Annotated in this window: 27 protein-coding genes and 2 pseudogenes; 18 read left to right on the top strand and 11 right to left on the bottom strand. The window is 59.8% G+C overall.

Going from position 1 to position 23,058, the window contains the following annotated elements; translation table 11 throughout:
- Positions 1-64: 64 nt before the first annotated feature.
- The gene (locus AB4O16_RS05735; RefSeq protein ID WP_460157256.1) at positions 65-2,767 is read left to right on the top strand and encodes an RHS repeat domain-containing protein; all 2,703 of its coding nucleotides are present in this window, start codon (positions 65-67) and stop codon (positions 2,765-2,767) included.
- Positions 2,768-2,811: 44 nt separating this feature from the next.
- Here AB4O16_RS05735 and AB4O16_RS05730 read toward each other — a convergent pair whose 3' ends face one another.
- Positions 2,812-3,753 (bottom strand): class I SAM-dependent methyltransferase, encoded by a 942-nt coding sequence (locus AB4O16_RS05730; protein ID WP_160389614.1) that lies wholly within the window; start codon positions 3,751-3,753, stop codon positions 2,812-2,814.
- Between the two features lie 275 nt (positions 3,754-4,028).
- On the opposite strand from AB4O16_RS05730, the gene AB4O16_RS05725 reads away from it, so the two are divergent.
- The 5 genes from AB4O16_RS05725 (at position 4,029) to AB4O16_RS05705 (ending at position 7,047) form a co-directional block, all read left to right on the top strand.
- Positions 4,029-4,646, top strand: a complete 618-nt coding sequence (locus AB4O16_RS05725; protein WP_460157255.1) for a cytochrome b/b6 domain-containing protein — start codon at positions 4,029-4,031, stop codon at positions 4,644-4,646.
- Positions 4,643-5,428, top strand: a complete 786-nt coding sequence (locus AB4O16_RS05720; RefSeq protein WP_160389616.1) for a molybdopterin-dependent oxidoreductase — start codon at positions 4,643-4,645, stop codon at positions 5,426-5,428. The genes AB4O16_RS05725 and AB4O16_RS05720 overlap by 4 nt, the downstream gene beginning before the upstream one ends.
- 52 nt (positions 5,429-5,480) lie before the next feature.
- The gene (locus tag AB4O16_RS05715) at positions 5,481-5,750 is read left to right on the top strand and encodes a pentapeptide MXKDX repeat protein (RefSeq protein WP_460157254.1); all 270 of its coding nucleotides are present in this window, start codon (positions 5,481-5,483) and stop codon (positions 5,748-5,750) included.
- Positions 5,751-5,916: 166 nt separating this feature from the next.
- The gene (locus tag AB4O16_RS05710; RefSeq protein ID WP_160389618.1) at positions 5,917-6,324 is read left to right on the top strand and encodes a response regulator; all 408 of its coding nucleotides are present in this window, start codon (positions 5,917-5,919) and stop codon (positions 6,322-6,324) included.
- 60 nt (positions 6,325-6,384) lie between these two features.
- Positions 6,385-7,047 carry an HAD family hydrolase gene (locus tag AB4O16_RS05705; RefSeq protein WP_460157253.1) on the top strand — a complete coding sequence of 221 codons (663 nt, stop codon included), beginning with the start codon at positions 6,385-6,387 and terminating at the stop codon, positions 7,045-7,047.
- A 19-nt stretch (positions 7,048-7,066) separates the two neighbouring features.
- Here AB4O16_RS05705 and AB4O16_RS05700 read toward each other — a convergent pair whose 3' ends face one another.
- A complete protein-coding gene (locus tag AB4O16_RS05700) occupies positions 7,067-7,726 on the bottom strand; it encodes a methyltransferase family protein (protein WP_460157252.1) in 660 nt (219 codons plus the stop codon).
- A 328-nt stretch (positions 7,727-8,054) separates the two neighbouring features.
- Positions 8,055-8,375: a DUF2388 domain-containing protein gene (locus AB4O16_RS05695; RefSeq protein ID WP_160389621.1), complete on the bottom strand. Its 321-nt coding sequence runs from the start codon at positions 8,373-8,375 to the stop codon at positions 8,055-8,057.
- A 209-nt stretch (positions 8,376-8,584) separates the two neighbouring features.
- On the opposite strand from AB4O16_RS05695, the gene AB4O16_RS05690 reads away from it, so the two are divergent.
- Positions 8,585-9,181: a DinB family protein gene (locus AB4O16_RS05690; RefSeq protein ID WP_460157251.1), complete on the top strand. Its 597-nt coding sequence runs from the start codon at positions 8,585-8,587 to the stop codon at positions 9,179-9,181.
- On the opposite strand, the gene AB4O16_RS05685 is transcribed toward AB4O16_RS05690, so the two are convergent.
- Together AB4O16_RS05685 and AB4O16_RS05680 are read right to left on the bottom strand one after the other, a co-directional pair.
- Positions 9,102-9,656 carry a LysR substrate-binding domain-containing protein gene (locus tag AB4O16_RS05685; RefSeq protein ID WP_460157250.1) on the bottom strand — a complete coding sequence of 185 codons (555 nt, stop codon included), beginning with the start codon at positions 9,654-9,656 and terminating at the stop codon, positions 9,102-9,104. The two genes, AB4O16_RS05690 and AB4O16_RS05685, sit on opposite strands and share 80 nt — an antisense overlap.
- Before the next feature lie 110 nt (positions 9,657-9,766).
- A pseudogene (locus AB4O16_RS05680) lies at positions 9,767-10,286 on the bottom strand (LysR substrate-binding domain-containing protein); the annotation flags it as partial.
- A gap of 208 nt (positions 10,287-10,494) precedes the next feature.
- Here AB4O16_RS05680 and AB4O16_RS05675 point away from each other — a divergent pair.
- The 3 genes and pseudogenes from AB4O16_RS05675 to AB4O16_RS05665 form a co-directional block, all read left to right on the top strand.
- Positions 10,495-10,861, top strand: a pseudogene (locus tag AB4O16_RS05675) (aldo/keto reductase); the annotation flags it as partial.
- A gap of 2 nt (positions 10,862-10,863) precedes the next feature.
- Positions 10,864-11,661, top strand: coding sequence for an SDR family NAD(P)-dependent oxidoreductase (locus tag AB4O16_RS05670; protein ID WP_160389624.1), 798 nt, complete (start codon positions 10,864-10,866; stop codon positions 11,659-11,661).
- 25 nt (positions 11,662-11,686) lie between these two features.
- A complete protein-coding gene (locus AB4O16_RS05665; protein ID WP_460157249.1) occupies positions 11,687-12,097 on the top strand; it encodes an SRPBCC family protein in 411 nt (136 codons plus the stop codon).
- A gap of 134 nt (positions 12,098-12,231) precedes the next feature.
- Here the strand turns inward: AB4O16_RS05665 and AB4O16_RS05660 are convergent, their stop codons facing one another.
- Both AB4O16_RS05660 and AB4O16_RS05655 read right to left on the bottom strand, forming a co-directional pair.
- Positions 12,232-13,635: a sensor histidine kinase gene (locus tag AB4O16_RS05660; protein ID WP_460157248.1), complete on the bottom strand. Its 1,404-nt coding sequence runs from the start codon at positions 13,633-13,635 to the stop codon at positions 12,232-12,234.
- Positions 13,613-14,296, bottom strand: coding sequence for a response regulator transcription factor (locus AB4O16_RS05655; protein ID WP_160389627.1), 684 nt, complete (start codon positions 14,294-14,296; stop codon positions 13,613-13,615). Before AB4O16_RS05655 ends, AB4O16_RS05660 begins: the two co-directional genes overlap by 23 nt.
- Positions 14,297-14,652: 356 nt before the next feature.
- Between AB4O16_RS05655 and AB4O16_RS05650 the strand changes: the two genes are divergently transcribed.
- The gene (locus AB4O16_RS05650) at positions 14,653-15,582 is read left to right on the top strand and encodes a hypothetical protein (RefSeq protein ID WP_160389628.1); all 930 of its coding nucleotides are present in this window, start codon (positions 14,653-14,655) and stop codon (positions 15,580-15,582) included.
- A 143-nt stretch (positions 15,583-15,725) separates the two neighbouring features.
- Here the strand turns inward: AB4O16_RS05650 and AB4O16_RS05645 are convergent, their stop codons facing one another.
- A complete protein-coding gene (locus AB4O16_RS05645) occupies positions 15,726-16,331 on the bottom strand; it encodes a glutathione S-transferase (RefSeq protein ID WP_460157247.1) in 606 nt (201 codons plus the stop codon).
- A 370-nt stretch (positions 16,332-16,701) separates the two neighbouring features.
- Here AB4O16_RS05645 and AB4O16_RS05640 point away from each other — a divergent pair, with 370 nt between their 5' ends.
- The 3 genes from AB4O16_RS05640 (at position 16,702) to AB4O16_RS05630 (ending at position 19,282) form a co-directional block, all read left to right on the top strand.
- A complete protein-coding gene (locus tag AB4O16_RS05640; protein WP_007907888.1) occupies positions 16,702-17,106 on the top strand; it encodes a TraR/DksA family transcriptional regulator in 405 nt (134 codons plus the stop codon).
- Positions 17,107-17,341: 235 nt separating this feature from the next.
- The gene (locus AB4O16_RS05635) at positions 17,342-18,949 is read left to right on the top strand and encodes a methyl-accepting chemotaxis protein (RefSeq protein ID WP_460157246.1); all 1,608 of its coding nucleotides are present in this window, start codon (positions 17,342-17,344) and stop codon (positions 18,947-18,949) included.
- Between the two features lie 129 nt (positions 18,950-19,078).
- Positions 19,079-19,282 (top strand): hypothetical protein, encoded by a 204-nt coding sequence (locus tag AB4O16_RS05630; protein WP_460157245.1) that lies wholly within the window; start codon positions 19,079-19,081, stop codon positions 19,280-19,282.
- A 5-nt stretch (positions 19,283-19,287) separates the two neighbouring features.
- Here the strand turns inward: AB4O16_RS05630 and AB4O16_RS05625 are convergent, their stop codons facing one another.
- From AB4O16_RS05625 to AB4O16_RS05615, 3 genes are all read right to left on the bottom strand, one after another.
- On the bottom strand, positions 19,288-19,524 hold the full coding sequence (locus tag AB4O16_RS05625; protein ID WP_160389632.1) for a DUF2789 domain-containing protein: 237 nt from the start codon (positions 19,522-19,524) through the stop codon (positions 19,288-19,290).
- Positions 19,525-19,656: 132 nt separating this feature from the next.
- Positions 19,657-19,887 (bottom strand): hypothetical protein, encoded by a 231-nt coding sequence (locus AB4O16_RS05620; protein ID WP_150719036.1) that lies wholly within the window; start codon positions 19,885-19,887, stop codon positions 19,657-19,659.
- A gap of 161 nt (positions 19,888-20,048) precedes the next feature.
- Complete coding sequence (locus AB4O16_RS05615; RefSeq protein WP_256678346.1) at positions 20,049-20,297, bottom strand: hypothetical protein; 249 nt, start codon at positions 20,295-20,297, stop codon at positions 20,049-20,051.
- 432 nt (positions 20,298-20,729) lie between these two features.
- Here AB4O16_RS05615 and AB4O16_RS05610 point away from each other — a divergent pair, with 432 nt between their 5' ends.
- The 4 genes from AB4O16_RS05610 (at position 20,730) to AB4O16_RS05595 (ending at position 23,052) form a co-directional block, all read left to right on the top strand.
- Complete coding sequence (locus AB4O16_RS05610) at positions 20,730-21,179, top strand: hypothetical protein (RefSeq protein WP_177325113.1); 450 nt, start codon at positions 20,730-20,732, stop codon at positions 21,177-21,179.
- Positions 21,176-21,382 carry a hypothetical protein gene (locus AB4O16_RS05605; RefSeq protein WP_160389633.1) on the top strand — a complete coding sequence of 69 codons (207 nt, stop codon included), beginning with the start codon at positions 21,176-21,178 and terminating at the stop codon, positions 21,380-21,382. Before AB4O16_RS05610 ends, AB4O16_RS05605 begins: the two co-directional genes overlap by 4 nt.
- 117 nt (positions 21,383-21,499) lie before the next feature.
- Complete coding sequence (locus tag AB4O16_RS05600) at positions 21,500-22,513, top strand: ABC transporter substrate-binding protein (protein WP_460157244.1); 1,014 nt, start codon at positions 21,500-21,502, stop codon at positions 22,511-22,513.
- 101 nt (positions 22,514-22,614) lie between these two features.
- Positions 22,615-23,052: a DUF3995 domain-containing protein gene (locus tag AB4O16_RS05595; RefSeq protein WP_160389635.1), complete on the top strand. Its 438-nt coding sequence runs from the start codon at positions 22,615-22,617 to the stop codon at positions 23,050-23,052.
- Positions 23,053-23,058: the final 6 nt, after the last annotated feature.

The raw sequence follows: 23,058 nt of genomic DNA, 5'->3' as shown, positions 1-23,058 counted from the left end.
CAGTTTCGCTCCGGCGACAAAAGGCCCAGTCTTTCCTCAGTCAGAGCGAAGGACCGTCAATGCCGTGAACACTCATCACCATGCCGCGACACCAACGCTGTCGGTCATCGATCCACGCGCCCTGACGGTTCGCAGCATCGGCTATTGCCGTCATCCTGACAGCCCGGAGATTGATCCGCGCATCACCCGGCAACGTTTCGACGCGGCGGGGCGGTTGGTCGAGTCGTGGGACCCACGCTTGTGGGGCTCGGCACCGAAACCGAACCTGACCACGCGCTACGGCTTGAGCGGGCAACCGTTGCTGACGGACAGCGTGGATGCCGGGTGGCAGTTGAGTTTGCCGGATCAGATGGGTTTGCCCTGTTCGTTCTGGGATGCACGCGGCAGTCAGCGTCACACAGAGTTTGATGATCAGCAGCGGCCCGTCACTGTCACCGAACAGGCTGCGGGTGATCGACTGCGTGTGGTGGAGCGCATGACCTACGGAGATTCCGGACCTGTTTTCGCCGAGCACAACCGTTGCGGGCAGTTGATCCGTCATGATCATCCGGCAGGTACGCAATGCGCCTTTGACTACGGGCTTTTAGGTGCAGTGTTGGTTGAAGAGCAACGCTTTCTCTCTGATCTCGAAACACCGGATTGGCCCTTGGATCTCGATGAGCGCGAGACATGGCTGGAAGCTCAATCGTTCATCACCCGCCACACCTTCAATCCCGGCGCAGAACTTCAGCGACAAACCGATGCGGTGGGCAACGTTCGCACCTTTAGCTACGACGTGGCCGGCAAGTTGAGTGTGGTCTGGCTGCAAATGGCTGACCCTGGGAAACCGCCGCAACGCCCGGTCAGCGACATCCGTTACAACGCCCAGGACCAGGTCGAACGCGAAACCGCCGGCAATGGTGTGGTGACCCGCATCGAGTACGCTGCCGATGACGGCCGGCTGATCCGGCTGGTGGCGGCGGTCGGCAACCGGAACCCCTTGCAGGATCTGAACTACGTCTACGACGCTTCGGGCAACATCGTCGAGTTGCATGACCTGTCCCAACCCGTGACCCATTTCAACAATCAGCGCATCGACCCGATCAACCGCTACCGTTACGACAGCCTGTACCAACTGGTCGAAGCCCAGGGCTGGGAAGTCAGCCAGCCGAGCCATGGCCCGGCCCTGCCGACACTGCTGCCCACTCCGCTGGACCCCAACCAACGGCGCAATTACACCCAACGTTTCGAGTACGACCGGGGTGGGAACTTGATCACCCGCCAGCACAGCGGTGCGCCGGGCTTCTCGATGTTTACCTCGGCAAGCAGCAACCGCAGCCTCGGGCAGCGGGACGATGGTTCGTTTCCGGGCGAGCCCGATATCGCCTCGGGTTTCGATGCCGCTGGCAATCAACAGGAACTGCAGCGCGGGCAAGCCATGCTTTGGGACATTCGCAACCAATTGCACCGCGTGACTTTGGTTAACCGCGAAGCCGACCCCGACGACTACGAATGCTACCGCTACGACCGCCCCGGCCACCGCTTGCGCAAAACGGGGTTCGCCCATACCAGCGGCCGCACCTTGCGTACCGAGGTCCGTTACCTTCCCAGTCTGGAAATCCACCGCCAGGCCGGTGGCGAAGAACACCACGTCATCAGCATCGAAGCCGGACGCAGCAATGTTCGGACATTGCATTGGCCCTCTGGTGTTCACGACGATCAACTGCGCTACAGCCTCAGCGATCACCTCGGCTCCAGCACCCTGGAACTGGACGACGAGGCGGGCGTGCTGACCCGGGAACACTATTACCCCTTTGGCGGCACGGCGTGCTGGGCGGGTAAAAGTGCCTTGGTGGCCAAGTACAAGACCATTCGCTACTCGGGCAAGGAGCGGGATGCCACGGGACTTTATTACTATGGCTACCGCTATTACGCACCGTGGTTGCAACGCTGGATTTGTCCGGACCCGGCGGGTGATGTTTCCGACCTCAACAGGTACTTAATGGTAAAAAATAATCCGGTAGTGTTTTTTGATCAGGAAGGTCTGGACAGGGAAAGCGCCATAAAGTTGTGGAGGTATGCGTTCAAAGTTATTGTTGTAACCGGAGGGGAAACTAAAAATTTTGATCCTGATTTATATATGCGTTATGACCCTTCGGATGCGCAGGAAAAAAGACGGCTCGATTTTGTTGCTAATAAGATGCAGCACTCATCTAGTTATGATACGAGGGCAATTGAGTCGATATATGGTGAGGAGGATGAGTTTAGGAATTTATATGATAAATATGAATGGATTATGAAATACAACTTTAAGGAGAGTGAAACTCGTGAGTATTTTGCAAGTGATGTTGCGAAGTTTCAGTACGCTGCTGTTTCTCGGGAAAATGATTTTTTTGGATTTCTTCCTTTTGTTTTAAAAAGAGATTATGTTATCAATCAAGACACGCTCAGAGTGATGCATGAGGCGGAAGGGACTTCCGAAGAGAGGATGGAAATTTTTTTAAATGGAACCCCTAATGGGAAGTCAACCAAAAGAATCATGGATGATTTCAAGCTTGTCGCTACAGGCTTTAGGCAAGACCCTGAAGTGATACCGTATTTTGTTGAAGATGGAGAAAAATTTTTTCGTGCGGTTGATTTTTACGTTGATGTGAGATTCTCAATTCGTGCTTCGATTGAAAATGCCCGTGGTGTTGTTCAGGTAATGAACCGCGGAGTAAATTCAAAACTTGAAAACAAGCCGCCTCAAGTTGCGCACAACCTATCGGTAGCGGGTATGAAACTCTAATCAGTCCCCCCTAGTAAGCAAGCTATCAATAGACAGAATTAATCTCATCCTTCCAGCCTGAACACCAACGCCTTCAACCCACACTCCACATCCGCATCCGCAAACTCCGGCGGGTTCTCCAGCCGCTGCTCGAACCGCAGGCTCGGCGCCTCACGTGTCACGCCATCAATCAGGAAGTCGGCACCAAACGCCGGGTCGTTCATGCACGCCAGTACGGTACCCTGAGGGCCGAGCAATTCCGGAAGGCGGCGCAGCACGCGCTGGTAGTCCTTGGTCAGCAGGAAGCTGCCTTTCTGGAACGACGGCGGATCGATGATCACCAGGTCGTAAGGGCCTTTGCCGATCACTTTGCCCCAGGACTTGAACAGGTCGTGGCCGAGGAAGCTCACCTTGCTCATGTCGTGGCCGTTGAGCCGGTGGTTGTCGCGGCCACGGTTCAAGGCCGGGCTGGACATGTCGAGGTTGACCACATGGGTCGCGCCGCCTTCGATGGCCGCCACCGAGAAGCCGCAGGTGTAGGCGAACAGGTTCAGCACCCGTTTGCCCTGTGCATTGGCGCGGACCCAATCGCGGCCGTAGCGCATGTCGAGGAACAGCCCGGTGTTCTGTTTGCGGCCCAGGTCCACCCGGTACTTCAGCCCGCCTTCGGTGATGGTCATTTCCTCGATGACGTCCCCGAGCAGCCATTCGGTGGTGCTTTGCAGCAGGTAGCGGTGTTGCAGCAACAGCGTATGGGCACCCGATTGCGCCCACTGTTCTGACTCGGGGATCGCCATCAGCAACCGTTTTAGCTCCTCAAGCTGTGTCGCCTCCGGCTCCTTGAACAACGCCACCAGCACCACGCCCTGCAACCAGTCCACGGTCACTTGCTCCAGCCCCGGCCAGCAGCGGCCACGGCCGTGGAACAGGCGGCGGGTTTCGGCGGGGGCGGCTGCCAGGGCGGTCAGCAGGTGTTCGCGCAGGGTAGCGAGAGCTTCAGGGTTCATTGGATCGAGTCAATGGCGTGGAAAGGGGCGGCATTTAACCATAAATGCCCATCTTGCGGTCTACACAACACCTTGTGGGAGCGAGCCTGAACGCGATGGTGTGTCAGACGACACAACGGTGCCTGATACACCATCGCGAGCAGGCTCGCTCCTACAGGTTTTGCGGTGGCCTTGCGGGCCAGTTATCACATTTACTTTAACTTTACGTGAGGATTTGGCGATCTTTCCGCTCCTATACTCGGCTCCCAACGAACAACAACAAACCGGAGCCGGACATGTCGCAGAGCACTGCTTCACCCAAGTCCAGTCATCCACGCTGGCTACGCCTGACCCATTGGCTAAACGCCTTGGCGGTGCTGGTGATGGTCACGAGCGGCTGGCGCATCTACAACGCCTCGCCGATCTACGAATTCAGTTTTCCCAAGTCGATCACCCTCGGCGGCTGGCTGGGCGGCGCGTTGCAATGGCATTTCGCGGCGATGTGGTTCCTGGCGATCAACGGCCTGATCTACCTGGCCTTCAACCTGTTCAGCGGTCGCCTGAAACGGCGTTTTTTCCCGGTTTCACCCAAGGGCGTGCTGCATGACCTCTGGGCCGCCTTGCGCGGAAAACTCGGGCACGCCGACCTCAGTCATTACAACCAGGTGCAACGCTTTGCCTACCTGTTCGTGATGGTCGACATCCTCCTGCTGGTGCTTTCCGGATTGGTGTTGTGGAAGTCGGTGCAGTTCCCGCTGTTGCGTGAATTGTTGTTCGGCTACGAAGGCGCGCGCCGTGTGCACTTCTTCGCCATGGCGCTGTTGGTGGCCTTTGTGGCGGTGCATCTGCTGATGGTCGCGCTGGTCCCGAAAACGTTGTTGGCCATGATCGTCGGCCGCAAGGAGCAGGTATGAAAAAGCGCATTCAGATCCCGGGGCTGGACGAGGCTTCGATCCTCACCGATGCCCGCAAGATCCTCGCCCCGCAAATCGAAGACCGCTCGCGCCGCTCGTTTTTGCTGCGGGGCCTGACCCTTGGCAGCGTGGCCATGTTGTCCGGCTGCAACATCACCGACAACGAAAGCGTCGAGACTGCGCTGTCGTCCATGTCGCGTTTCAACGACCGCGTGCAAGGCTGGCTGTTCAACCCCAACGCCATGGCGCCGACTTATCCGCAGTCGATGATCACCCGGCCGTTTCCCTTCAATGCTTTCTACGGCATCGACGAAGCGCCGTCGGTGGAGGAGGACAGCTATCGCCTGGAAGTCACCGGCCTGGTTGCCGACAAGCGCAGCTGGCGCCTCGAAGAACTGCGCGCCATGGCCCAGACCGAGCAGATCACCCGGCACATCTGCGTCGAAGGCTGGAGTGCGATCGGGCGTTGGGGCGGCGTGCGCTTCAGCGACTTCCTCAAGCGCATCGGCGCCGACACCGACGCCAAATACGTCGGCTTCAAATGTGCCGACGACTACTACACCAGCATCGACATGGCCACCGCACTGCATGCGCAAACACAGCTGTCCCTGACTTATGACGGTGCAGTGCTGCCGCGCGAATACGGCTTCCCGATGAAGCTGCGCATGCCCACCAAGCTTGGCTACAAGAACCCCAAACACATTCAGGCGATTTTCGTCAGCAACACCTACAGCGGCGGCTACTGGGAAGACCAGGGCTACAACTGGTTCGGTGGCAGCTGATGAACGCCCGAGACTTCACCCTCCGCAAACCCACGCTTCAAGGAGTTTCATCATGAAAAAGTTGACCACCGTTGTTCTGTCCATGTGCCTGGCCGTTGGTGCTGCCTCCGTGTTCGCTGCTGACACGATGAGCAACGACAGCATGAGCAAGGATTCAATGTCCAAGGACGCCATGTCCAAGGATGCGATGAAAAAAGACGCGATGAAGAAGACCGATTCGATGTCCAAAGACAGCATGTCCAAGGATGCAATGTCCAAAGACGCGATGAAAAAAGACGCAATGTCCAAGGATGCAATGAAGAAAAGCGAAATGTCGCAGTAAGTCCCACCATCGCAGACCCTGTGGGAGCAAACTCGCTCCCACAGGTTTTTCCCATTGTCGATCTGCTGTATCAAAAATGAATTTCCGCGGTCTGTGCTGCTCATACCTGTAAGGCAGCGGATCCAATTCCGCGAAATCATTGACGCATTCAGGGAGCGGCACGGTCATGAGTCGAGAACCGACGACGGGTGGAGATCTTCCTGGCGGATTGATTCTGGTGGTTGAGGACGACCCGCTGATTTTGGAGTTTCTCTGTGAAATTCTTCAGGAGGAGGGCTTTGTCGTGGAGCCGCACGTCAGTGCGGACGCGGCGGCGGTCTATCTGGAGCAGCATGCCTCGCGGGTGGGCATGCTGCTCACGGACATCACCATGCCCGGCACGCTCAATGGCGCGGACCTGGCCAACCAGTTCGGCGATCGCTGGCCGGACAAGCCGATCATGATCATGTCCGGCTTTGAAACGCCGCAAAGCTCAGGCGTGCGACACAGCGTCTCGTTCATCAAGAAGCCCTGGATGATCGGCGGGTTGCTCGATTGTGTGGGCCAGACCTTCAAGTCCAAACGACTCAACTGACGCGCGTGCAGGTGCTACATTGCCGGGCAAATCCGTCCGGCACCCGCGAGGTCATTTTCCTTGTCTGATCATCCTGTATTCAATTCGGCCTACCGGGCCTTTCTGTTCGACATGGACGGCACCGTCCTGACGTCCATTGCCGCCGCCGAGCGGGTCTGGACCACCTGGGCCGTGCGCCATGGTGTGGATGTCGAAACCTTCCTGCCGACCATCCACGGCGCCCGCGCCATCGACACCATCCGGCGCCTGGACTTGCCCGGGGTGGATGCCGAGGCCGAAGCCGCGTGGATCACCGAAGCGGAAATCGAGGATGTCGACGGGGTCTTCGAAGTGCCTGGCGCGGCGACATTCCTGCGGTCCTTGCCAGCCAGGCAGTGGGCCATTGTCACTTCCGCCCCGCGGGAGCTGGCGTTGCGGCGGATGGCCGCGGCGGGGATTCCCGAGCCTGAGGTGATGGTGACTGCCGAGGACGTCACGGCCGGTAAACCCGATCCGGCGGGGTACCGCCTCGCGGCCCGGCGCCTGGGTGTCGAGCCTGAGCAGTGTCTGGTTTTTGAAGACGCCACGGTGGGGATTCACGCGGCCGAGGCGGCGGGGGCGGACTTGATGATTGTCACGGCGACTCATGAGCAGCCGATCGAGACCCCGCATGGGACGTTGGCCAGTTATGAAACGGTGCAGGTTCAGGTGGATGCCGCAGATCTGCGCCTGTGCACCGCCTGATGTGGGATCAGTGTTCCTGTCAGTAAAGTCCGGGGATCAACCGCCAGGTACGACTGCAATAGGCGTCGTATTCACTGCCGAACTGCGCCCTCAGCAAGGCTTCTTCCGAGTGAATCCGCGCAACCAGCGGAATCAGGGTCAGTGCTGCCAGCAACATTCCGACCCCCGAACGAAACGCCAGTGCCCAGCCCACGGCGATGACCATCATCCCCAGATAACTGGGGTTGCGCAGGCGCCGGTAGATGCCTTCGGTGACCAGTCGATGCCCCGGCTGAATGGCCACCAGCCCGCTGAAACGCTTGCCCAGCACGAACACCGGCCACAACCGCAGCGCGCCTCCGACGATGAACAGCAGCGCCCCCAGCCAGCGCACGCCCTCACCGCCAAAGGTCCAGAAATCGATGCGGTCTGTATAGGCCGGGACAAAACCGCTCAGCACACCGATCACGCCGAAGGCCGGGAGGACCCAGCGATTGGCCCGGTCTTCACGCTCTCCCGAGCTCAGGTTGACCTCGGTGAACAGCGACGCGACGGCCATGACCAGGGTAGCCAGGGTCACGACCACCAGTGAACCGTGGCTGAACCAGGCCGCGAAACCACCCAGCCCCCAGATCGCCAGGGCGAGGTAGGCGAGGGTGCTGACGACGGCGAAAAACGCCAGTTTGGCCGAGATTTTCATAAATGCCTCACATGCGGCATAGCCCCTTCTCTCATTGTAGGAGCTGCGATGCGGGGTCCCGACTTGCCAGCGATGGCGTTTCCAGACGCAACACTGGCTTGAGAGGCAATCGCGGCAAGCCGGCTCCTACACAGATATCTCTGCTCTGACATTGCGGAGAATCACCTGTGGCGGTTGCCCCGGTGCCTGGTGAACCAAGCCATGGCGGGGTCAGGGTCAACGCCCAGCTCGTGGCCGGGCGGGCACGCCTGTCCACCGACGTGCACGCCAGGGAGGGCCGCAAACGCTATCGCGCTATTACAAGCCCCACCGCTGGCGATGACGATCTTCAGTGATCGGCGGCAACGCCTTCCTGGACGAGGATGGCGCGTGCCAGGTCTTCGTCGCTTGCGTTGATGAGCGCAGGATTATCCTGACGGACTTTTTTCAACACCGCCTCCAGATAGGCACCACGGATCTCACCGCCACTGGCCACGAAGCTGGAGGCGTCATCCCGGGCGGGAATCATGAGTTTGTGGTCTTTGAACGTCGAGTACAGCGAGGCGGAAACCCCGGCGGAAGTGGCGACGTCACCTGCATCCACGTCGGCCAGAGCGGAGCCTGCGGGCAAACAAAGTACCAGCGTAGAAATGATAAACATGCGGCGCATGACGGTGTCCTCCGACAGCATGAAGCATAAGGGAAGTACCACATAGTTTAGGATACCTGGCAGTCGACGAGAGTTCCGTGCAGAGAGCTCCGTTGCGTCATTGGCGAAACAGTGGAGGGCGCCTGAACGACCGATGATCAGTGCTGGCGCTGCCTTGCGCCCATCGGGTCTATGCTGGGAAGTGCGCTTACCGCCATCGGAGAACTCTGATGATCACCGTACGCACTGCCTGTCTGCTGGCCGATTACAAACGCTGGGCCAATCAGCGCCTGTTTGACAGCCTTGCCGCGCTTCCACCGGGCGAAGTCAAGAAACAACGGGTGTCGGTGTTCAACAACATGATCGGCACCCTCAATCACGTCTATGTGGTTGATTGCATCTGGCAGGCGCACCTTGAAGGCCGGGGACATGGTTTCAAGACTTCACACGACCTGCTGCATGCCGATCTGGGCGAACTGCGCCAGGCGCAAAAAGACATCGATAGCTGGTACTGCGACTGGAGCGCCCGGCAAACCGAGGCCTCCCTGGACAAGCTCCTGGAATTCACCTTTGTCTCGGGCGAAAGCGGCACCATGAGCGCCGGCGCGATGCTGATGCACGTGGTCAACCACGCCAGCTATCACCGTGGCTGGGTGGTGCAGATGTACTTCGAGATTCCGGCCATGCCACCGGTGACCGACATGCCGGTGTATCTGCGCGAGTCCGAGCCGGTGCTCCTGCAGTCGATCAATGCGCCGATAGTGGCGCCGCCATGTGCTGTGCAATTTTCGAGCGCAACCAGCGTTCTGCCGGATCGTTATCGTTGACCCCGTTCCAGACCATCGACAGTTCGGACAGGTTGATCTCGAACGGCGCATCGTCGGCCCGTAGCTGGCTGCTGCCGTCGATCAAGGCACTGGCCGCATAATCGGGCACCGTGGCGAGCATGTCGGTGCCCGCCAGCAAGGCACGCAACCCTGCGAACTGTGGCACCGCCAGCACCACCCGGCGTGAACGGCCGATCCGTGCCAGGTCATTGTCGATGGCGCCGCTCAGATCCCCGGAAAACGACACCAGCGCGTGGGGGCGTTCGCAGAACTCGTCGAGGGTCAGTTGGCCGGGACGGTCATCGCCGCGCAGGATCTTCACACTCAGGTCGCGCAACTTTGCCAGCGATGCGCTGACAGCGGGCTGGCCGAGGAACAGTTTTTCCCCGGCGCGGGTCAGGTTCCTCTCGAACATCAGGGTTTCGAAAATCACCAGCAGGTTCATGTCCACGCGGCGCAGGTCGTTGCGGTTCATGGGGGAGGGCTCGCAGGGGGCTGAGGTGTTTTCAGTAAAGCACCAAACCCTGTGCAATCTACCGTTCGCTGATGACCTGTGGGAGCGGGCTTGCCCGCGATGGCGGAGTGTCAGCGGACGGTTTTATTGGCAGGTAGATCGCAATCGCGGGCAAGCCCGCTCCCACAGGGTTCTGTGTTGGATTCAGGTTCCGTGAGCATTTTGCGGAAGGTTTCTACCAAAGTCCGCAAATTTATCCGGTGCCACGCCGCCCACAGCGGTCTGCTCAGGGAAATCCACGGCACTTCCCGCAGCACCACGCCTGGCTGTGCGTTGCGGCTCAAGCCTTTCTGAATCATGGCGATGCCCAGCCCTGAAGCCACCAGAGCCATGGCGGTGAAGTGGCCGGTGGCTTCCATGCGGATATCCGGGGTGAAGCCTGCGCGGATGCAGGCGCTGACGAAGGTTTCGCGGCTGGCGACATTCTGGTGTGGCCGAACGCAGGTTGTATAGCGCTACGTGTACGTTCGGCCGGTCGACCCGCAGTACCCGCAAGGCATTGGGCAGCACGCCGGCGTGCATGGCGTTTTCGATGTGGCCGATGCACAGGCCGCCTTCTTCACCACGCCCCAGGCGCTTGCCGAGGGATTTCCCGACCCTCGCAATCCAGCATCTGCTCAATGGTCATCTGCAAACCGATGACCCCTCTGTAGGAGCCGGCTTGCTGGCGATGGCGCCGGAACAGTCGACACAGGTGTCGCCTGAAGAACCGCTATCGCCAGCAAGCCGGCTCCTACAGGGTTACCTGACAATCGAGAGGATTCATCCATGAGCTTGAAAGACAAACTTCCCGGCGCGCTGGGTTTTGGTACCACGCCACTGGGCAACATGCGAGCTGACCCTTGATCTGAGCGAAGCGCAGCCGGACGGTTTTCTGCTGGCGGGTCGCTACACTCTTCTCGACCATGACCGCGCCTTGCAGCTCCGGCATCCTGGCCGGTGGCGCGCACTTCGAGTATCAGAAGGCCAGCCCGGCGATCATCAGCAAGGTCGAGCAGATCAAGTGCATCGCGGCGGCCCATGGTGTCGACGTCAAGGCCGCGGCATTGCAGTTTTCGTTGGCTAACCCGGCAGTCGCTGCGGTGATTCCGGTTGCGTTCTGGCAGGCCATGCGTGAGGCGAAGCTGGTTTCCGAGCGCGCACCCTTACCCCTCATTGGAGCTTGAGCATGAAGATTGATTTGAGCGGAAAATTGGCCATCGTCAGCGGCAGCACCGCCGGCATCGGCCTGGGCATCAGCAAGGCACTGGCCGAATCCGGCGCTACGGTGGTGGTGATCGGCCGTGACACGAGCAAGGTCGAGCAGGCGCTGGCGAGCATTCGCCAGCAGGTGCCTGGCGCGCAACTGCGTGGGCTGACGGCCGACCTCGGTACGGCGCAAGGCGCGGAAAAACTGTTCGCCGCCGAACCACGGGCAGACATTCTGGTGAACAACCTGGGGATCTACGACGCAGTGGATTTCTTCGATACGCCCGACAGCGAGTGGACGCGCTTCTATGAGGTCAACGTGATCTCCGGCGTGCGCCTGTCCCGGCATTACGTGCCGGACATGGTCAAGCAGGGCTGGGGGCGGGTGATTTTCCTGTCCTCGGAATCGGGGATCGCGATCCCGGCCGACATGCTCAATTATGGTGTGACCAAAAGCGCCAACCTGGCGGTGTCCCACGGCCTGGCCAAACGGCTGGCGGGCACTGGGGTCACGGTCAATGCGATCCTGCCGGGCCCGACGTTGACCGATGGCGTGGAGTTGATGCTCAAGGATGCCATGGCCGCGTCCGGTCGCAGTGTTCAGGAAGAGGCCGACGCCTTCGTGCGCAAGGCCCGGCCGACGTCGATCATCCAGCGCGTGGCGGACGTCGCGGAAGTCGCCAATCTGGTGGCCTACATCGCTTCGCCGTTATCCTCGGCCACCACCGGTGCCGCGTTGCGGGTCGACGGCGGTGTCGTCGACAGCCTGGCCATCTGAACCTTATTGATAGAGAGAACCCTACATGGCAACTGCATCAGCCTTCATCGACATCCCGGCTTCGGCCGAACAGGTCTGGCAATTGATCGGCGGATTCAACTCGCTGCCGGACTGGCTGCCGTTCATTCCCAAGAGTGAACTCAGCGAAGGCGGGCGCGTGCGCAGCCTGCAAACGGCGGACGGCGCGGTGGTGATCGAGCGCCTGCAGACGTTCGACAACGCGGGCCGGACCTACAGCTACTCGATTGAGCAGGCGCCGTTTCCGGCGACGGATTATCTGGCGACGATCAAGGTCGAGGCGCAAGGCGATGGCGCGCGGGTGACCTGGTCCGGGCGGTTCGAACCGGTAGGTGTGAGCAACGAGGAGGTGGAGGCGTTGTTTACCGGCATCTATCAAGGTGGGCTTGAGGCGCTGCGGGCGAATTACCCGGCCTGACAGGCATGCCACCCATCCCTGTGGGAGCGAGCTTGCTCGCGATAGCGGAGTGTCAGGCGATACATTTTTACCTGATACACCGTCATCGCGAGCAAGCTCGCTCCCACAGGTTATGCGTCAGATTGAAGCCTGCATCAGGCCTGCGGAATCAGGCTCTCCCGACAATCGAGCACCAGCCGCGCGCCGCCCAGTTCGCTGCTGCCCACTTCCAGCGTGAACCCGTGCAGGCTGACAATCGCCGCGACGATGGACAGCCCGAGCCCGAAGCCGCTTTTCTGATTGCCCGCCTCGGCACGATAAAAACGCTGGAACACCGCTTCGCGCTCCACCTCGGGAATGCCCGGGCCGGAGTCGAGCACTTCGATCCGCGTGTGCCCGCCCGCATTGACCCCGCGCAAGATCACCGCGCCACCTGGCGGGGTGAATTTGATCGAGTTGCTGAGCAGGTTCGCCAGCGCTTCAAACAGCAACGCCCGGTCGCCATTGAGCGAAGGCAGTGACGCGGGCAGGTGCAGTTGGAACACCAGCCCGTCGTCTTCGGCCAGGGGCAGGTAGAACTCATGCAGTTCCTGCAACAACGACACCGGGTCCAGCTGCACGAAACCGGTTCGGCGCTGGCGATCTTCCAGTTCGGAAATCCGCAACAAACCACGGAAACGCGCCATCAGCGTATCGGCCTCGGCCAGCACCAGGTCCAGTTGCATGGCCTGCGGCGAACCTTCCCCGGCTTGCTGCTGCATGCGGTAAAGCTGCGCGCGCAGACGGGTCAGGGGCGTGCGCAAGTCATGGGCGATGTTGTCGCAGACGCCCTTGACCTCGTTCATCAGGCGCTCGATGCGTTCGAGCATGGCGTTGACGATGGCGGCGAGCATGTCCAGTTCATCACGCCGATTGGACAGTGGCAGACGATGGCTCAGGTCGCCCGCGACTATGGCTTCGGCACTGGCCTGGATCCCGCGAATGCGCCGCAACGGCCGGCGTCGCAGCAGATACCAGCCGACGATGCCCGGCACGATGGTCAGGGTCACCCCCCAGAACAGGGCGTGAAGGATGATCCGGGTGACGGCGAACAGCGAACCGTTGTCGCGCACCAGCACCAACCAGCGGCCGTCGTGGGTGCGGGTCGCCACGGCGTCGCAACTGTCGGCGGGCAGTGTCTGGTCGTCGTTGTCGTCAGAGGCGTCGCAGTCGCGCAGCATGTGGATCTTGCCATCGAGCGGCAAGCCATCGGGGATGTAGCGCAGGGCGCCGCTGAGGTAACGGTGGTCGGCATCGAACAGGCCGTAGGCGTCGAGGCCGCGGATATCGAAGGTCATGCTGACGGCGAGGGCGTCCACCAGTTGTTCGCCCGAGAAGCGCGAAAACAGGTGCTGGCGCTGCATCAGCGAATGCTTGGCGAGGTTGTCCAGGTAGGCGGACACCTCGTAGTACATGACCCCCATGAGGATCGCGCTCCAGATCACGAACAGCGAACTGTAGAGCGCCAGCAACCGGCTGCTGGAGGAGCGCCAGCCTTTAGACGGGTTCGGCAATGACATAACCCGAGCCTCGCACGGTTCGAATCAGTGGAGCATTGCCAGGCGGGTCGATCTTCTTGCGCAGACGGCCGATGTGCACATCGATCAGGTTGGTGCCGGGGTCGAAGTGATAGCCCCAGACTTCTTCGAAAATCATCATCCGCGAGAGGATTTGCCCGGTATTGCGCATCAGGAACTCCAGCAGCTTGTACTCGGTGGGCAACAGCGTCAGCAGTTGACCGTCGCGGCTGGCCTCGTGGCTGATCAGGTTCAGCTCCAGATCCGCCACCCGCAGCGTGGTGGCCTGGGCGGTCACGGTGTTCTGCCGGCGCAGTAGGACTTCGACCCGGGCGGCCATTTCATCGGTGGCGAAGGGTTTGGTCAGGTAGTCGTCGCCGCCGGCGCGCAAGCCGCGCACGCGCTCGTCGACGTCGGACAGGGCGCTGATCATCAGGATCGGCGTGGCCACGCCCATGGTGCGCAGCGTGGTGACAATCGCCAGGCCATCGAGCTCGGGCAACATGCGGTCGAGGGTGATCAGGTCATAGTTGCCGCTGACCGCACGCTCCAGCCCTTCACGGCCATTGTCGACCCAGTCGACGTCGAGGCCGTGGTTGCTCAGTTCGGCGACAATTTCCCGGGCGGTCACAACGTCGTCTTCGATGGTCAAGATGCGGGTCATAAGGCTGGCCTGATATGCAGTTCAATACGAAGTAACGCGCATTTTGCCAAGAAAAACCCGCGACTTAATAAATTAACTTTCATCTGGCCGGGGTCGCTGCCTGTGGCATTGATGTCATTGAGCTATGTCCAGGCACGCCCGCAAGGGTTTATCCAGGAAAGCTACAAGCGCAAATAACCAATGCATAAAACCCGCTGGATCGACCTGTTCGTTGCAGTTTGCATGGCTGCGAGAAGTTCAAAATTTCTAAGTAATTGAAACGCTGAGATTTATTCAAAGTACGCGACTGGCACGGTGACTGCAATTCCTTCCCTGAAGAGTTGTAACACCATCTTTCTGCCTGGAGCGATACAACAATGAATAGATCCTCTGACGGTTTCTATCCTGCCATGGAAGAGTCCACCAGCCTGTCCGGCGTGTCCTGGGGCGCGATTTTCGCGGGTGCCGCGGCCGCGGCGGCGTTGTCGCTGATCCTCGTATTGCTGGGCTTCGGCCTGGGTTTCTCGGCGGTATCGCCCTGGGCCAATGAAGGCGTGAGCGCCAAGGGCCTGGGAATATCGACCATTGTCTGGCTGGCCTTCACCCAGATCATCGCGTCCGGACTTGGCGGCTACATCGCCGGCCGGCTGCGGGTGAAGTGGGCGAACATGCATGGCGATGAAGTCTACTTTCGCGACACGGCCCATGGTTTTCTGGCCTGGTGCGTGGCGACGCTGGTGACGGCCACGCTGGTCGCCGGCTCGGTCAGCAGCGTGGTGGGCGGTGGCGTGCAGGCCGGAGCGAATGTCGTCGGCGGTGCCGCCAGTGTCGCGACCCAGGCCGTGGGCACTGCGGCGGGCAATACCCAGGGCGATGAGTACGGTTACTTCGTCGACAGCCTGTTCCGTGACGATCGCCCGGTTGCCGTCAACGATGATGCGGCCCGGGGCGCTGTCAGCCGGATCTTTGTACGTTCCCTGAGTGTGGGCGGATTGACCCCCGAAGACCGGACCTATCTGGCGCAACTGGTCGCGCAGCGGACCAACCTGACGCAGGCCGACGCCGAACGTCGTGTCGATGAGGTCTATGCCCGTACCCAAAAAGCCGTGGCCGACGCCAAGCAGGCCGCACAACAGGCGGCTGACACCGCCGCGAAAGTGGCCGCGTGGACCACGCTGTGGATGTTCGTTGCGCTGTTGGCCGGTGCGTTTTTCGCCAGCCTTGCCGCGACCTTCGGCGGTCGTCGCCGGGATGCGGTGGTGTATCTGCAATCCGATGCTTACGTCACCTCGATCCCTGTTCGCTAACCCAGGAGAATCATCATGCGTTCATTACTGCTGTTCTTTCTCGGCGTGCCCATTCCGATCATTATCTTGATTGCGTTGTTTGTGCATTGACCTCGCAGCCGCTTCCACCCCGTGTGGAAGCGGCGTTTTTGATCGAGCGACGCTTACTCGATCGGTGTACTCACAAACACCTCAAGCCCCTCGGCATACGCCGTGAAGGCGGCGATCCGCGGAAACTGTGCGGCACTCACCTGGTCCGGCACCACCAGATTGCTGAAGCTCCAGGCCACCGCCAGCGTGATGCCGTCCTGTTCGATCGATCCGTCAGTCTTCAGCGCCTGCTTTTCCAGCTCCCGCTCCAGTGCCGAATATGCCGCAGCCAACTGTCCTTCTACCCGCTGCACCCAAGGCTCGAATTGAATCTCCTCGGGTCGCAGGTTGCGCTCGTAATAAAGCTGCACGGATTTTTCGCTGGCGGCCAGGGCCAGGCCGATCAGGCGCAACGCGCGCAGGCGCTGGTTCGGCTCGACGGGCATCAGGCTGTTGCCGGCGAGGGTTTCCAGGTAGTCGATGATCAGCGACGAATCCATCAACACCTCACCGTCATCCAGCACCAGGGTGGGCGCCTTGACCACCGGGTTGACCTGGCGGAATTGTTCGAAGTGGCGGAACACCGAGACCGATTGATGTTCCAGGGTGATTCCCAGGCATTTGGCAGAAATGGCGGTGCGCCTGACATAGGGCGAGTCCAGCATACCGATCAGCTTCATGGTCCTTTCCTTTATATGGCCATTTCGGGAGGGACAACCTTAGCTGAGGTTCGCAGCCCTGCAAATGACAGTGAAAATTGCCCGGTGCAGGCCGTTTGTCTTCTATATACCTCCGCTCGATTGAATTTCTTGCTATAAACGCACTCCGATTACCGCCTATAAGCCTGCCATAGAGCATTTTCAGGGCTTTGTCGGACAAATTCGCTGTCTTTTCAGTTGCTGAGGCCTCAAGTCGGCCGTAGACTGCCGCCCCTCGTAAATTGAGTGCCGGGTGGCGCTTGGAACAAACGGCGCCTTTCCGATGGCCTGCCCAGGTCTGCCGGAACGCTCCCTTATTCGCCTTAATGCACGTTTTTTTATAGAGATATCAATGACAAAGGACAAGTTGCTGGCCATGCCGGCGGATGACTACATGAATGCCGAGCAACATGCTTTTTTCTCCGAGCTGTTGCAGAACATGAAAGTCGAAACCCATGAGCGCATCGAACAGAACCGCATCGCCATCGAAAGCCTGGACACCCCGGCCGATCCGGCAGACGCGGCTTCGGTCGAAGAAGAGCGCACCTGGCTGGTGAACGCGATCGATCGCGACCAGCGCATGTTGCCTCAGTTGGAACAAGCCCTTGAGCGCATCAAGGAAGACAGCTTTGGCTGGTGCGACGACAGCGGCGAGGCGATTGGCCTCAAGCGCCTGCTGATCAGCCCGACCACCAAGTACTGCATCGAAGCTCAAGAGCGTCACGAGCAAATCGACAAGCACCAGCGTCAGGCCTGATTCTGCGAGGCAGCCCTTGAATCCGGGCTGCCTTTGACAAGATCGCGGCCTGCGCCAGCCCCTGCGCAATCGAAGCAGGGTGCCGGCGCAGGCTGCGATCTTTGCTTTTTGCCGTCTTCGATTTCCCGATTCTTCTATTGATCTGCTGCACCGTTCGCGACTAAAGGCTCATGGATAATGGCTTTATGGTGGCGTTTAATGCGAAGACAACAATTAGAAGTTTTCCGGGGTGACGATGATGACGAGAGACGGGTCTCTGGTGGCGGCAGTGCCTGTACCAGTGCTGTTGCCAAAAAACCGCTGGCTCACACCGACGCTGCAAAGCATCGCCCTGATGCTGTTGTTATGTGGCATGACGTTGGGCGGCTGGTCGCTTTACCTTGGCCTGCCCCTGGCCGTGGTGATTATCTGGCTGCCTCGCCTGCGTTCACGCGCGACCCCGGAGGCTGCGTCCCTCGACAACCTCGATGCCATCGGCGAGTTGACCCGGGATCTTTCCTACACCACCAGCCATAACGCGCTGTCAGCCGCCGGTGTGGCGTTCTCTGTTCGGCAACTGGCGGAAAAACTGCAATCGCAGCTCACGGCGGCGGCCCGGATCGTCAGCAACGCCGAGGTCATGATCATCACCGAACGCGCCACTTCGACGCTCAGTCGCCAGGCGCTGAGTGCCGCCAGCGAGGCTCATCAAAGCGGTGCGGTGGGGCGTACGGAACTGATCGAGTCCATTGCCCGCATGCATCAGCTCAGCCAGCGCGCCAGCAACAGCCGTGAACTGATCGAAGCCTTGAGCGTGCGCAGCGACGATATCCAGCGCGTGACCCTGGTGATTCAGTCCATCGCCAGCCAGACCAATCTGCTGGCGTTGAACGCCGCCATCGAAGCGGCGCGGGCAGGGGAGCACGGTCGCGGATTTGCCGTGGTGGCCGACGAGGTTCGCGGGCTGGCCGCACGCACGGCGGCCGCCACCGGCGAAGTCGGCGAGATGGTGGCCGACATCCAGCAGCGTACGGCGCAGGTGGTGGAGCAGATCCGCCAACTGTCCAGCGACCTCGATAGCGGTGTCGGGCAGGTCGAACGAACGGGGCAGCACTTGGAAAACATTGCCCGTCTGGCAGCCAGTGTCGAGTCCCAGGTCGGGGAAATCGCCCAGGGTGCAGACACCAACCGTGAGCAGCTCGACAGCCTGTTTCTTGCCATCGAACAGATGCGCAGCGACCTGGCGGTCAGCGACCAGCAGACTCAACGCCTGGCCCAGGCGGCGGTGCAAATGGAAGGGCAGGCCGAAACCATCAGCGAACGCCTGGCCGAGGTGGGGCTGGATGATTATCACCAGCGGGTCTATGACCTGGCCCGGGAGGGCGCGAGCCGGATTGCGCAGCGTTTCGAAGCGGACATCGATGCCGGTCGAATCAGTCTCGACGATCTGTTCGACCGTAATTACCAGGTCATCGCCAATACCAGCCCGGCCAAGTACCAGACGCGTTTCGACCGCTACACCGATCAGGTTTTGCCCACGATCCAGGAACCGTTGTTACCGCGCCACGAAGGATTGGTGTTTGCCATCGCCTGCACCCAACAAGGTTATGTGCCGACCCACAACCATGCGTTCAGTCAGCCGCTGACGGGAGACGCACAGGTCGATGCCTTGCAGAACCGGACCAAACGCAAGTTCGCCGACCGCACCGGGATCCGCTGTGGCAGCCATCAGAAGGCCGTGCTGCTGCAAACCTATACCCGCGACACCGGCGAGCTGATGCACGATCTCTCGGTGCCGATCATGCTCAAGGGCCGGCATTGGGGCGGTCTGCGCCTGGGCTACAAACCGGAACAGCCGCGTTAAGCACTGCGGGCTGCCGGGCGATTGTTACCGATCCTGCAACTGACCTGTGCAGGGTTTTGCTTTTTCCTTGCCGGAAGATTAATTAACATACCTATTAATTAGGTTGCTAATGAAGTTCGGGAGGTCAGCATGCAAGGCAAAGTTGATGTCGCGGTCATGATCGGCAGCGGCGTGCCTGCCGATCTGCGTTCCATGGGGCGCAAGGTTTGCTGGGTGGTGTTGCTCAATGGCGAGCGCCGGGGTACGGCGTTCGCAAGTCGCGACGAAGCGGAGGAGTGCAAGGCTGCCTGGTTGGCGCAATTGAGCGCCGAAAGACCCGGCAGCCTGCATTGAAGTTGTCAGTGCGTCTGGTGCATGCGCAGGTTCAGGTCGTCGACCACCCGCGCCCAATCGGCGTCTTCGCGTAATTGCTCTTTGAGGAAGGCGGCCTGCTGCGGTGACCAGAACTCGGCGTCGATGAGTTTCTTGTCGTCAGGCAGGAAATGGACGGCAATGAAGTCGTCGATCGCTTTCTGGCTGGAGTCCAGGCCGAGCTGGTCGAACAGGCCTTTCAAGTCGTGTGTCGGTGATTCCATCTTCATCTCCTTGCAGGTCATCAGTCGGGTCGGAAAGCGAAGCGCGTTACCCTGGTTTCGAGGGCGCCGCACGGGTGGAGTTCGATCACGATGTTCAAACGCAACAATGAGCATAGACCGCCAGGCGGACAATCAGGCTTTCAGGGCCCCGGCATCGACGGCGGCCTTCAGTTCCCTGGCCGACTCCTGGGCCGCGACGGCGGCGACATCCGGGGTTTTGAACCAGCGATCCTTTTCGACCTGGTGATAGGTCACGGTCTTGAGCGGTGGCTTGGCGCGCATGACAATCACGGCCTGGAATTCACCGTCGACTTCTCTGGCTTCACCGCGGATAAAAAACTCGCCGATATCAAATTCCGTCACGTTGCAGACTTCCCCTGGACATACATTGTTGTTGTCAACGTAACCCGATTTTTCGCGGATCCGTTTTATATGGCGGGCAGTATGGCAGTAGTTGCCCGTCGACGGCTCAGATAAGTCGACGGGCAGACCAAACGTCTATGGAGATGAGCGGGGTGGACATGTCAACCGCGAGACTCGAGAAACCGGGCGAGGGCGCAGGCTTCGTTATGATTGGCTCGGAAACCTCTTACATAGCCTGTAGAAATATCCTTGATATGAAAGAAGGCAATGCCCGCCATCACCACCTGGAATCGCGGGCGGGCCGGGACATCGGGCAGCAATTCGGGGTGACGCAACCGTACCGGGTGCGAGGACGGTGGTGTTTGTGTGTCAGGCACCAAGGGATAAGCAAAGTGAGTCAGCGTGCACATATGAAGTCCTTTTCATGGTTTATCGACGTATGTACGTCGTTTTGGCTAGTCTCCAAGAGCATCGCTGCTCTAGAATCACCCTCATTGGCGGGTGATTGATGTTTATCTAAAGCAATTTTTTGCTGACGATATGTAGGAAATTTTTTCTCTTCATGAGATTTTTCCCCGAAGTTGATAGTCCATAATTTTCTGGCAACAGGAAGGGCGTTTTCCTTCAGCCTTTGACGAACGCCAGTCAGGACGACGCGAGTGACGTTCCAGTAGTCTTCTCAAGTTTCGTGATGAATGAGTGCACTGCTCATTCAGGACTTCAATCCGGGTACTTTGGCTGCACCTTCGGCATTGCCGCTTTTTTGCCTGTGCGTTCACTTTTCGCGCACGGCACCATTTTTCAGATGTGGGGATGTTTCCTTGGCAGTAAGTAATCTCGATATGCATGCCTTGTTCGTGCTGGGCGACCTGCGCGCAAAGCTGGTCAAGCAGTTTCAGTCGCGTTTCGTCTACATCACCGAACAGAACGCTGAAGGCATCTACATTGCCGAAATCGACACCGAATCAGCCCTGGTGGTGGACGACAAACCCGGACTCAAGCTCAAGGTCGGCGATCATTTCAGCGCGTCCGTGCTGCCCAGTCGCGAAGGCGGCAAGCTGGACATCAGGTTCCGCGACATCAAGCTGACGGTCTACGGAATCGGCGATTACGCCTTCGTGACCACGGCCGACGGCCAGGGGGTCGTGTTCAAGGAAGGTCACAGCGTGGTGATGGTCTTTGCCGCTCACCAACAATTGCAGGAAGGCCTGACCAAGACCCTCAAGGCCGTGACCACCAAAGTGGCCAAGTGGCGCAAGGGCGAGCTGGTGACCTTCAAGGCCAGCGAGTGACGACCCTGACCCGCGCCGACTTTCACGAACAGAACCTGGCCAGCGCTCAAGACGAAGCGCGGCGGCTGTTCGGGCACAAGAGCATTCTGCAGGGCGCCTGGTTGAACTGGGTGGCGTCACAGCTTTACCAACTGCAACCGGCGCCCTACGCCAGCATGGTCAGGCGAGAGCTGATGCGTCTGCAGGAAATTTCGGAAAACTGATCCACGCACCTCGAAAGCAGGAACCTCTACTACAGTCAGTGGACTGAGTATTCAGAGGCTTCGCGGTCTACTGCCAGGCCATCCCGCTATTGCCTGAACAGCACGAGGTGCAAAAGCATGAACGGATTTCGACGGTTGCTGGCTGCTGTCCTGGCCACTTTCGCTTTGCTCGCGACACCCGCCACGGTAATTGCCGCCCAGAAGCCGATCCACTTCGCCGACCTGAACTGGGAAAGCGGCAGCCTGATCACCGATGTCCTGCGCATCATTGTCGAAAAGGGCTACGGGCTGCCCACCGATACCTTGCCGGGCACCACCATTACCCTGGAAACCGCGCTGGCCAACAATGACATCCAGGTCATTGGCGAAGAATGGGCCGGCCGCAGCCCGGTCTGGGTCAAGGCGGAAGCCGAAGGCAAGGTCGTCAGCCTCGGCGACACGGTCAAGGGCGCAACCGAAGGCTGGTGGGTGCCGGAGTACGTGATCAAGGGCGACCCGGCCAAGGGCATCAAGCCGCTGGCGCCGGACCTGCGCAGTGTCAGCGACCTGGCGAAATACAAAGACGTGTTCAAGGACCCGGAAGCGCCGACCAAGGGGCGTTTCCTCAACAGCCCCATCGGCTGGACCTCGGAAGTGGTCAACAAACAGAAGCTCAAGGCGTATGGCCTGGAAGACAGCTACGTGAACTTTCGCAGCGGCTCGGGCGCGGCACTGGATGCCGAGATCAGCTCGTCGATTCATCGCGGCAAGCCGGTACTGTTTTACTACTGGTCGCCCACGCCGCTGCTCGGCCGCTTCAAGCTGATCCAGCTCGAAGAACCACCGTTCGACGCCGAAGCCTGGAAGACCCTGACCGACGCGGACAACCCCAACCCGCAACCCACCCGTTCCCTGGCCTCGAAGTTGTCGATCGGGGTGTCCACTCCCTTCCAGAAGCAATACCCGCAGATCGCCGAATTCTTCGCCAAGGTCGACTTTCCGATCGACCCGCTGAACAAGGCGCTGGCCGAGATGAGCGAGAAACATACGCCACCGCGCCAGGCCGCAGAGGCGTTCATGAAGGCTCACCCGGACGTCTGGCGGGCCTGGCTGCCCAAGGACGTGGCGGATAAAGTCTCTGCCGGAATGTGAGCGGCCGCCGGTATGAACTTTTGGTCTTGCACTTGTCCGCGCATTACGCGAAAAGCCGACTAGCCTGTTCTGTTCATATCCCTTTCAAGGATCTCTGAACCATGACCTTGCTGTTGGCTCAGTGGCTGGTGACGATCTTCGCAGCGATCAGTCTGATGCATGTGTATTGGGCGCTGGGTGGTGAGTGGGCAGCGGTGGCGGCGGTCCCGCAAGTACCGCAGGAGGGCAGCGTACAGCTGCGACCGGCGTTCAAGCCACGAGGCTGGATCACGCTGGTGGTGGCTGCGCTGTTGCTGTTGATTGCCGTACTGGTGTGCTGGCGGGTGGGTTGGTGGTTGCCACCCTTGCATCACTGGTGGTTGCAGTGGGTGATCAGCGCGATTGCGATTTTGCTGTTTGCCCGGGCCATCGGCGATTCGGAACTGGTGGGTTTTTTCAAAGAGGTCAAAGGCTCGAAATTTGCCCGGCTCGATACCTGGGTTTATTCGCCGTTGTGTGTGGTGCTGGGGGCGGGGTTGTTGGCGGTGGCGTGGGTCTGAGGCAGG

It is taken from the genome of Pseudomonas sp. S2_H10 (assembly GCF_054668285.1).
Note: the sequence above shows the minus strand (reverse complement) of the source record. Positions and strands in the feature narration are given on the sequence as shown.

Excerpts from the sequence above, each read along its gene's own strand:
- AB4O16_RS05730 (WP_160389614.1), bottom strand. The coding sequence starts at position 3,753 with ATGAACCCTGAAGCTCTCGCTACCCTGCGCGAACACCTGCTGACCGCC.
- AB4O16_RS05725 (WP_460157255.1), top strand. The coding sequence starts at position 4,029 with ATGTCGCAGAGCACTGCTTCACCCAAGTCCAGTCATCCACGCTGGCTA.
- AB4O16_RS05720 (WP_160389616.1), top strand. The coding sequence starts at position 4,643 with ATGAAAAAGCGCATTCAGATCCCGGGGCTGGACGAGGCTTCGATCCTC.
- AB4O16_RS05715 (WP_460157254.1), top strand. The coding sequence starts at position 5,481 with ATGAAAAAGTTGACCACCGTTGTTCTGTCCATGTGCCTGGCCGTTGGT.
- AB4O16_RS05710 (WP_160389618.1), top strand. The coding sequence starts at position 5,917 with ATGAGTCGAGAACCGACGACGGGTGGAGATCTTCCTGGCGGATTGATT.
- AB4O16_RS05700 (WP_460157252.1), bottom strand. The coding sequence starts at position 7,726 with ATGAAAATCTCGGCCAAACTGGCGTTTTTCGCCGTCGTCAGCACCCTC.
- AB4O16_RS05695 (WP_160389621.1), bottom strand. The coding sequence starts at position 8,375 with ATGCGCCGCATGTTTATCATTTCTACGCTGGTACTTTGTTTGCCCGCA.
- AB4O16_RS05690 (WP_460157251.1), top strand. The coding sequence starts at position 8,585 with ATGATCACCGTACGCACTGCCTGTCTGCTGGCCGATTACAAACGCTGG.
- AB4O16_RS05685 (WP_460157250.1), bottom strand. The coding sequence starts at position 9,656 with ATGAACCGCAACGACCTGCGCCGCGTGGACATGAACCTGCTGGTGATT.
- AB4O16_RS05670 (WP_160389624.1), top strand. The coding sequence starts at position 10,864 with ATGAAGATTGATTTGAGCGGAAAATTGGCCATCGTCAGCGGCAGCACC.
- AB4O16_RS05665 (WP_460157249.1), top strand. The coding sequence starts at position 11,687 with ATGGCAACTGCATCAGCCTTCATCGACATCCCGGCTTCGGCCGAACAG.
- AB4O16_RS05660 (WP_460157248.1), bottom strand. The coding sequence starts at position 13,635 with ATGTCATTGCCGAACCCGTCTAAAGGCTGGCGCTCCTCCAGCAGCCGG.
- AB4O16_RS05655 (WP_160389627.1), bottom strand. The coding sequence starts at position 14,296 with ATGACCCGCATCTTGACCATCGAAGACGACGTTGTGACCGCCCGGGAA.
- AB4O16_RS05650 (WP_160389628.1), top strand. The coding sequence starts at position 14,653 with ATGAATAGATCCTCTGACGGTTTCTATCCTGCCATGGAAGAGTCCACC.
- AB4O16_RS05645 (WP_460157247.1), bottom strand. The coding sequence starts at position 16,331 with ATGAAGCTGATCGGTATGCTGGACTCGCCCTATGTCAGGCGCACCGCC.
- AB4O16_RS05640 (WP_007907888.1), top strand. The coding sequence starts at position 16,702 with ATGACAAAGGACAAGTTGCTGGCCATGCCGGCGGATGACTACATGAAT.
- AB4O16_RS05635 (WP_460157246.1), top strand. The coding sequence starts at position 17,342 with ATGATGACGAGAGACGGGTCTCTGGTGGCGGCAGTGCCTGTACCAGTG.
- AB4O16_RS05630 (WP_460157245.1), top strand. The coding sequence starts at position 19,079 with ATGCAAGGCAAAGTTGATGTCGCGGTCATGATCGGCAGCGGCGTGCCT.
- AB4O16_RS05625 (WP_160389632.1), bottom strand. The coding sequence starts at position 19,524 with ATGGAATCACCGACACACGACTTGAAAGGCCTGTTCGACCAGCTCGGC.
- AB4O16_RS05615 (WP_256678346.1), bottom strand. The coding sequence starts at position 20,297 with ATGTGCACGCTGACTCACTTTGCTTATCCCTTGGTGCCTGACACACAA.
- AB4O16_RS05610 (WP_177325113.1), top strand. The coding sequence starts at position 20,730 with ATGCATGCCTTGTTCGTGCTGGGCGACCTGCGCGCAAAGCTGGTCAAG.
- AB4O16_RS05600 (WP_460157244.1), top strand. The coding sequence starts at position 21,500 with ATGAACGGATTTCGACGGTTGCTGGCTGCTGTCCTGGCCACTTTCGCT.
- AB4O16_RS05595 (WP_160389635.1), top strand. The coding sequence starts at position 22,615 with ATGACCTTGCTGTTGGCTCAGTGGCTGGTGACGATCTTCGCAGCGATC.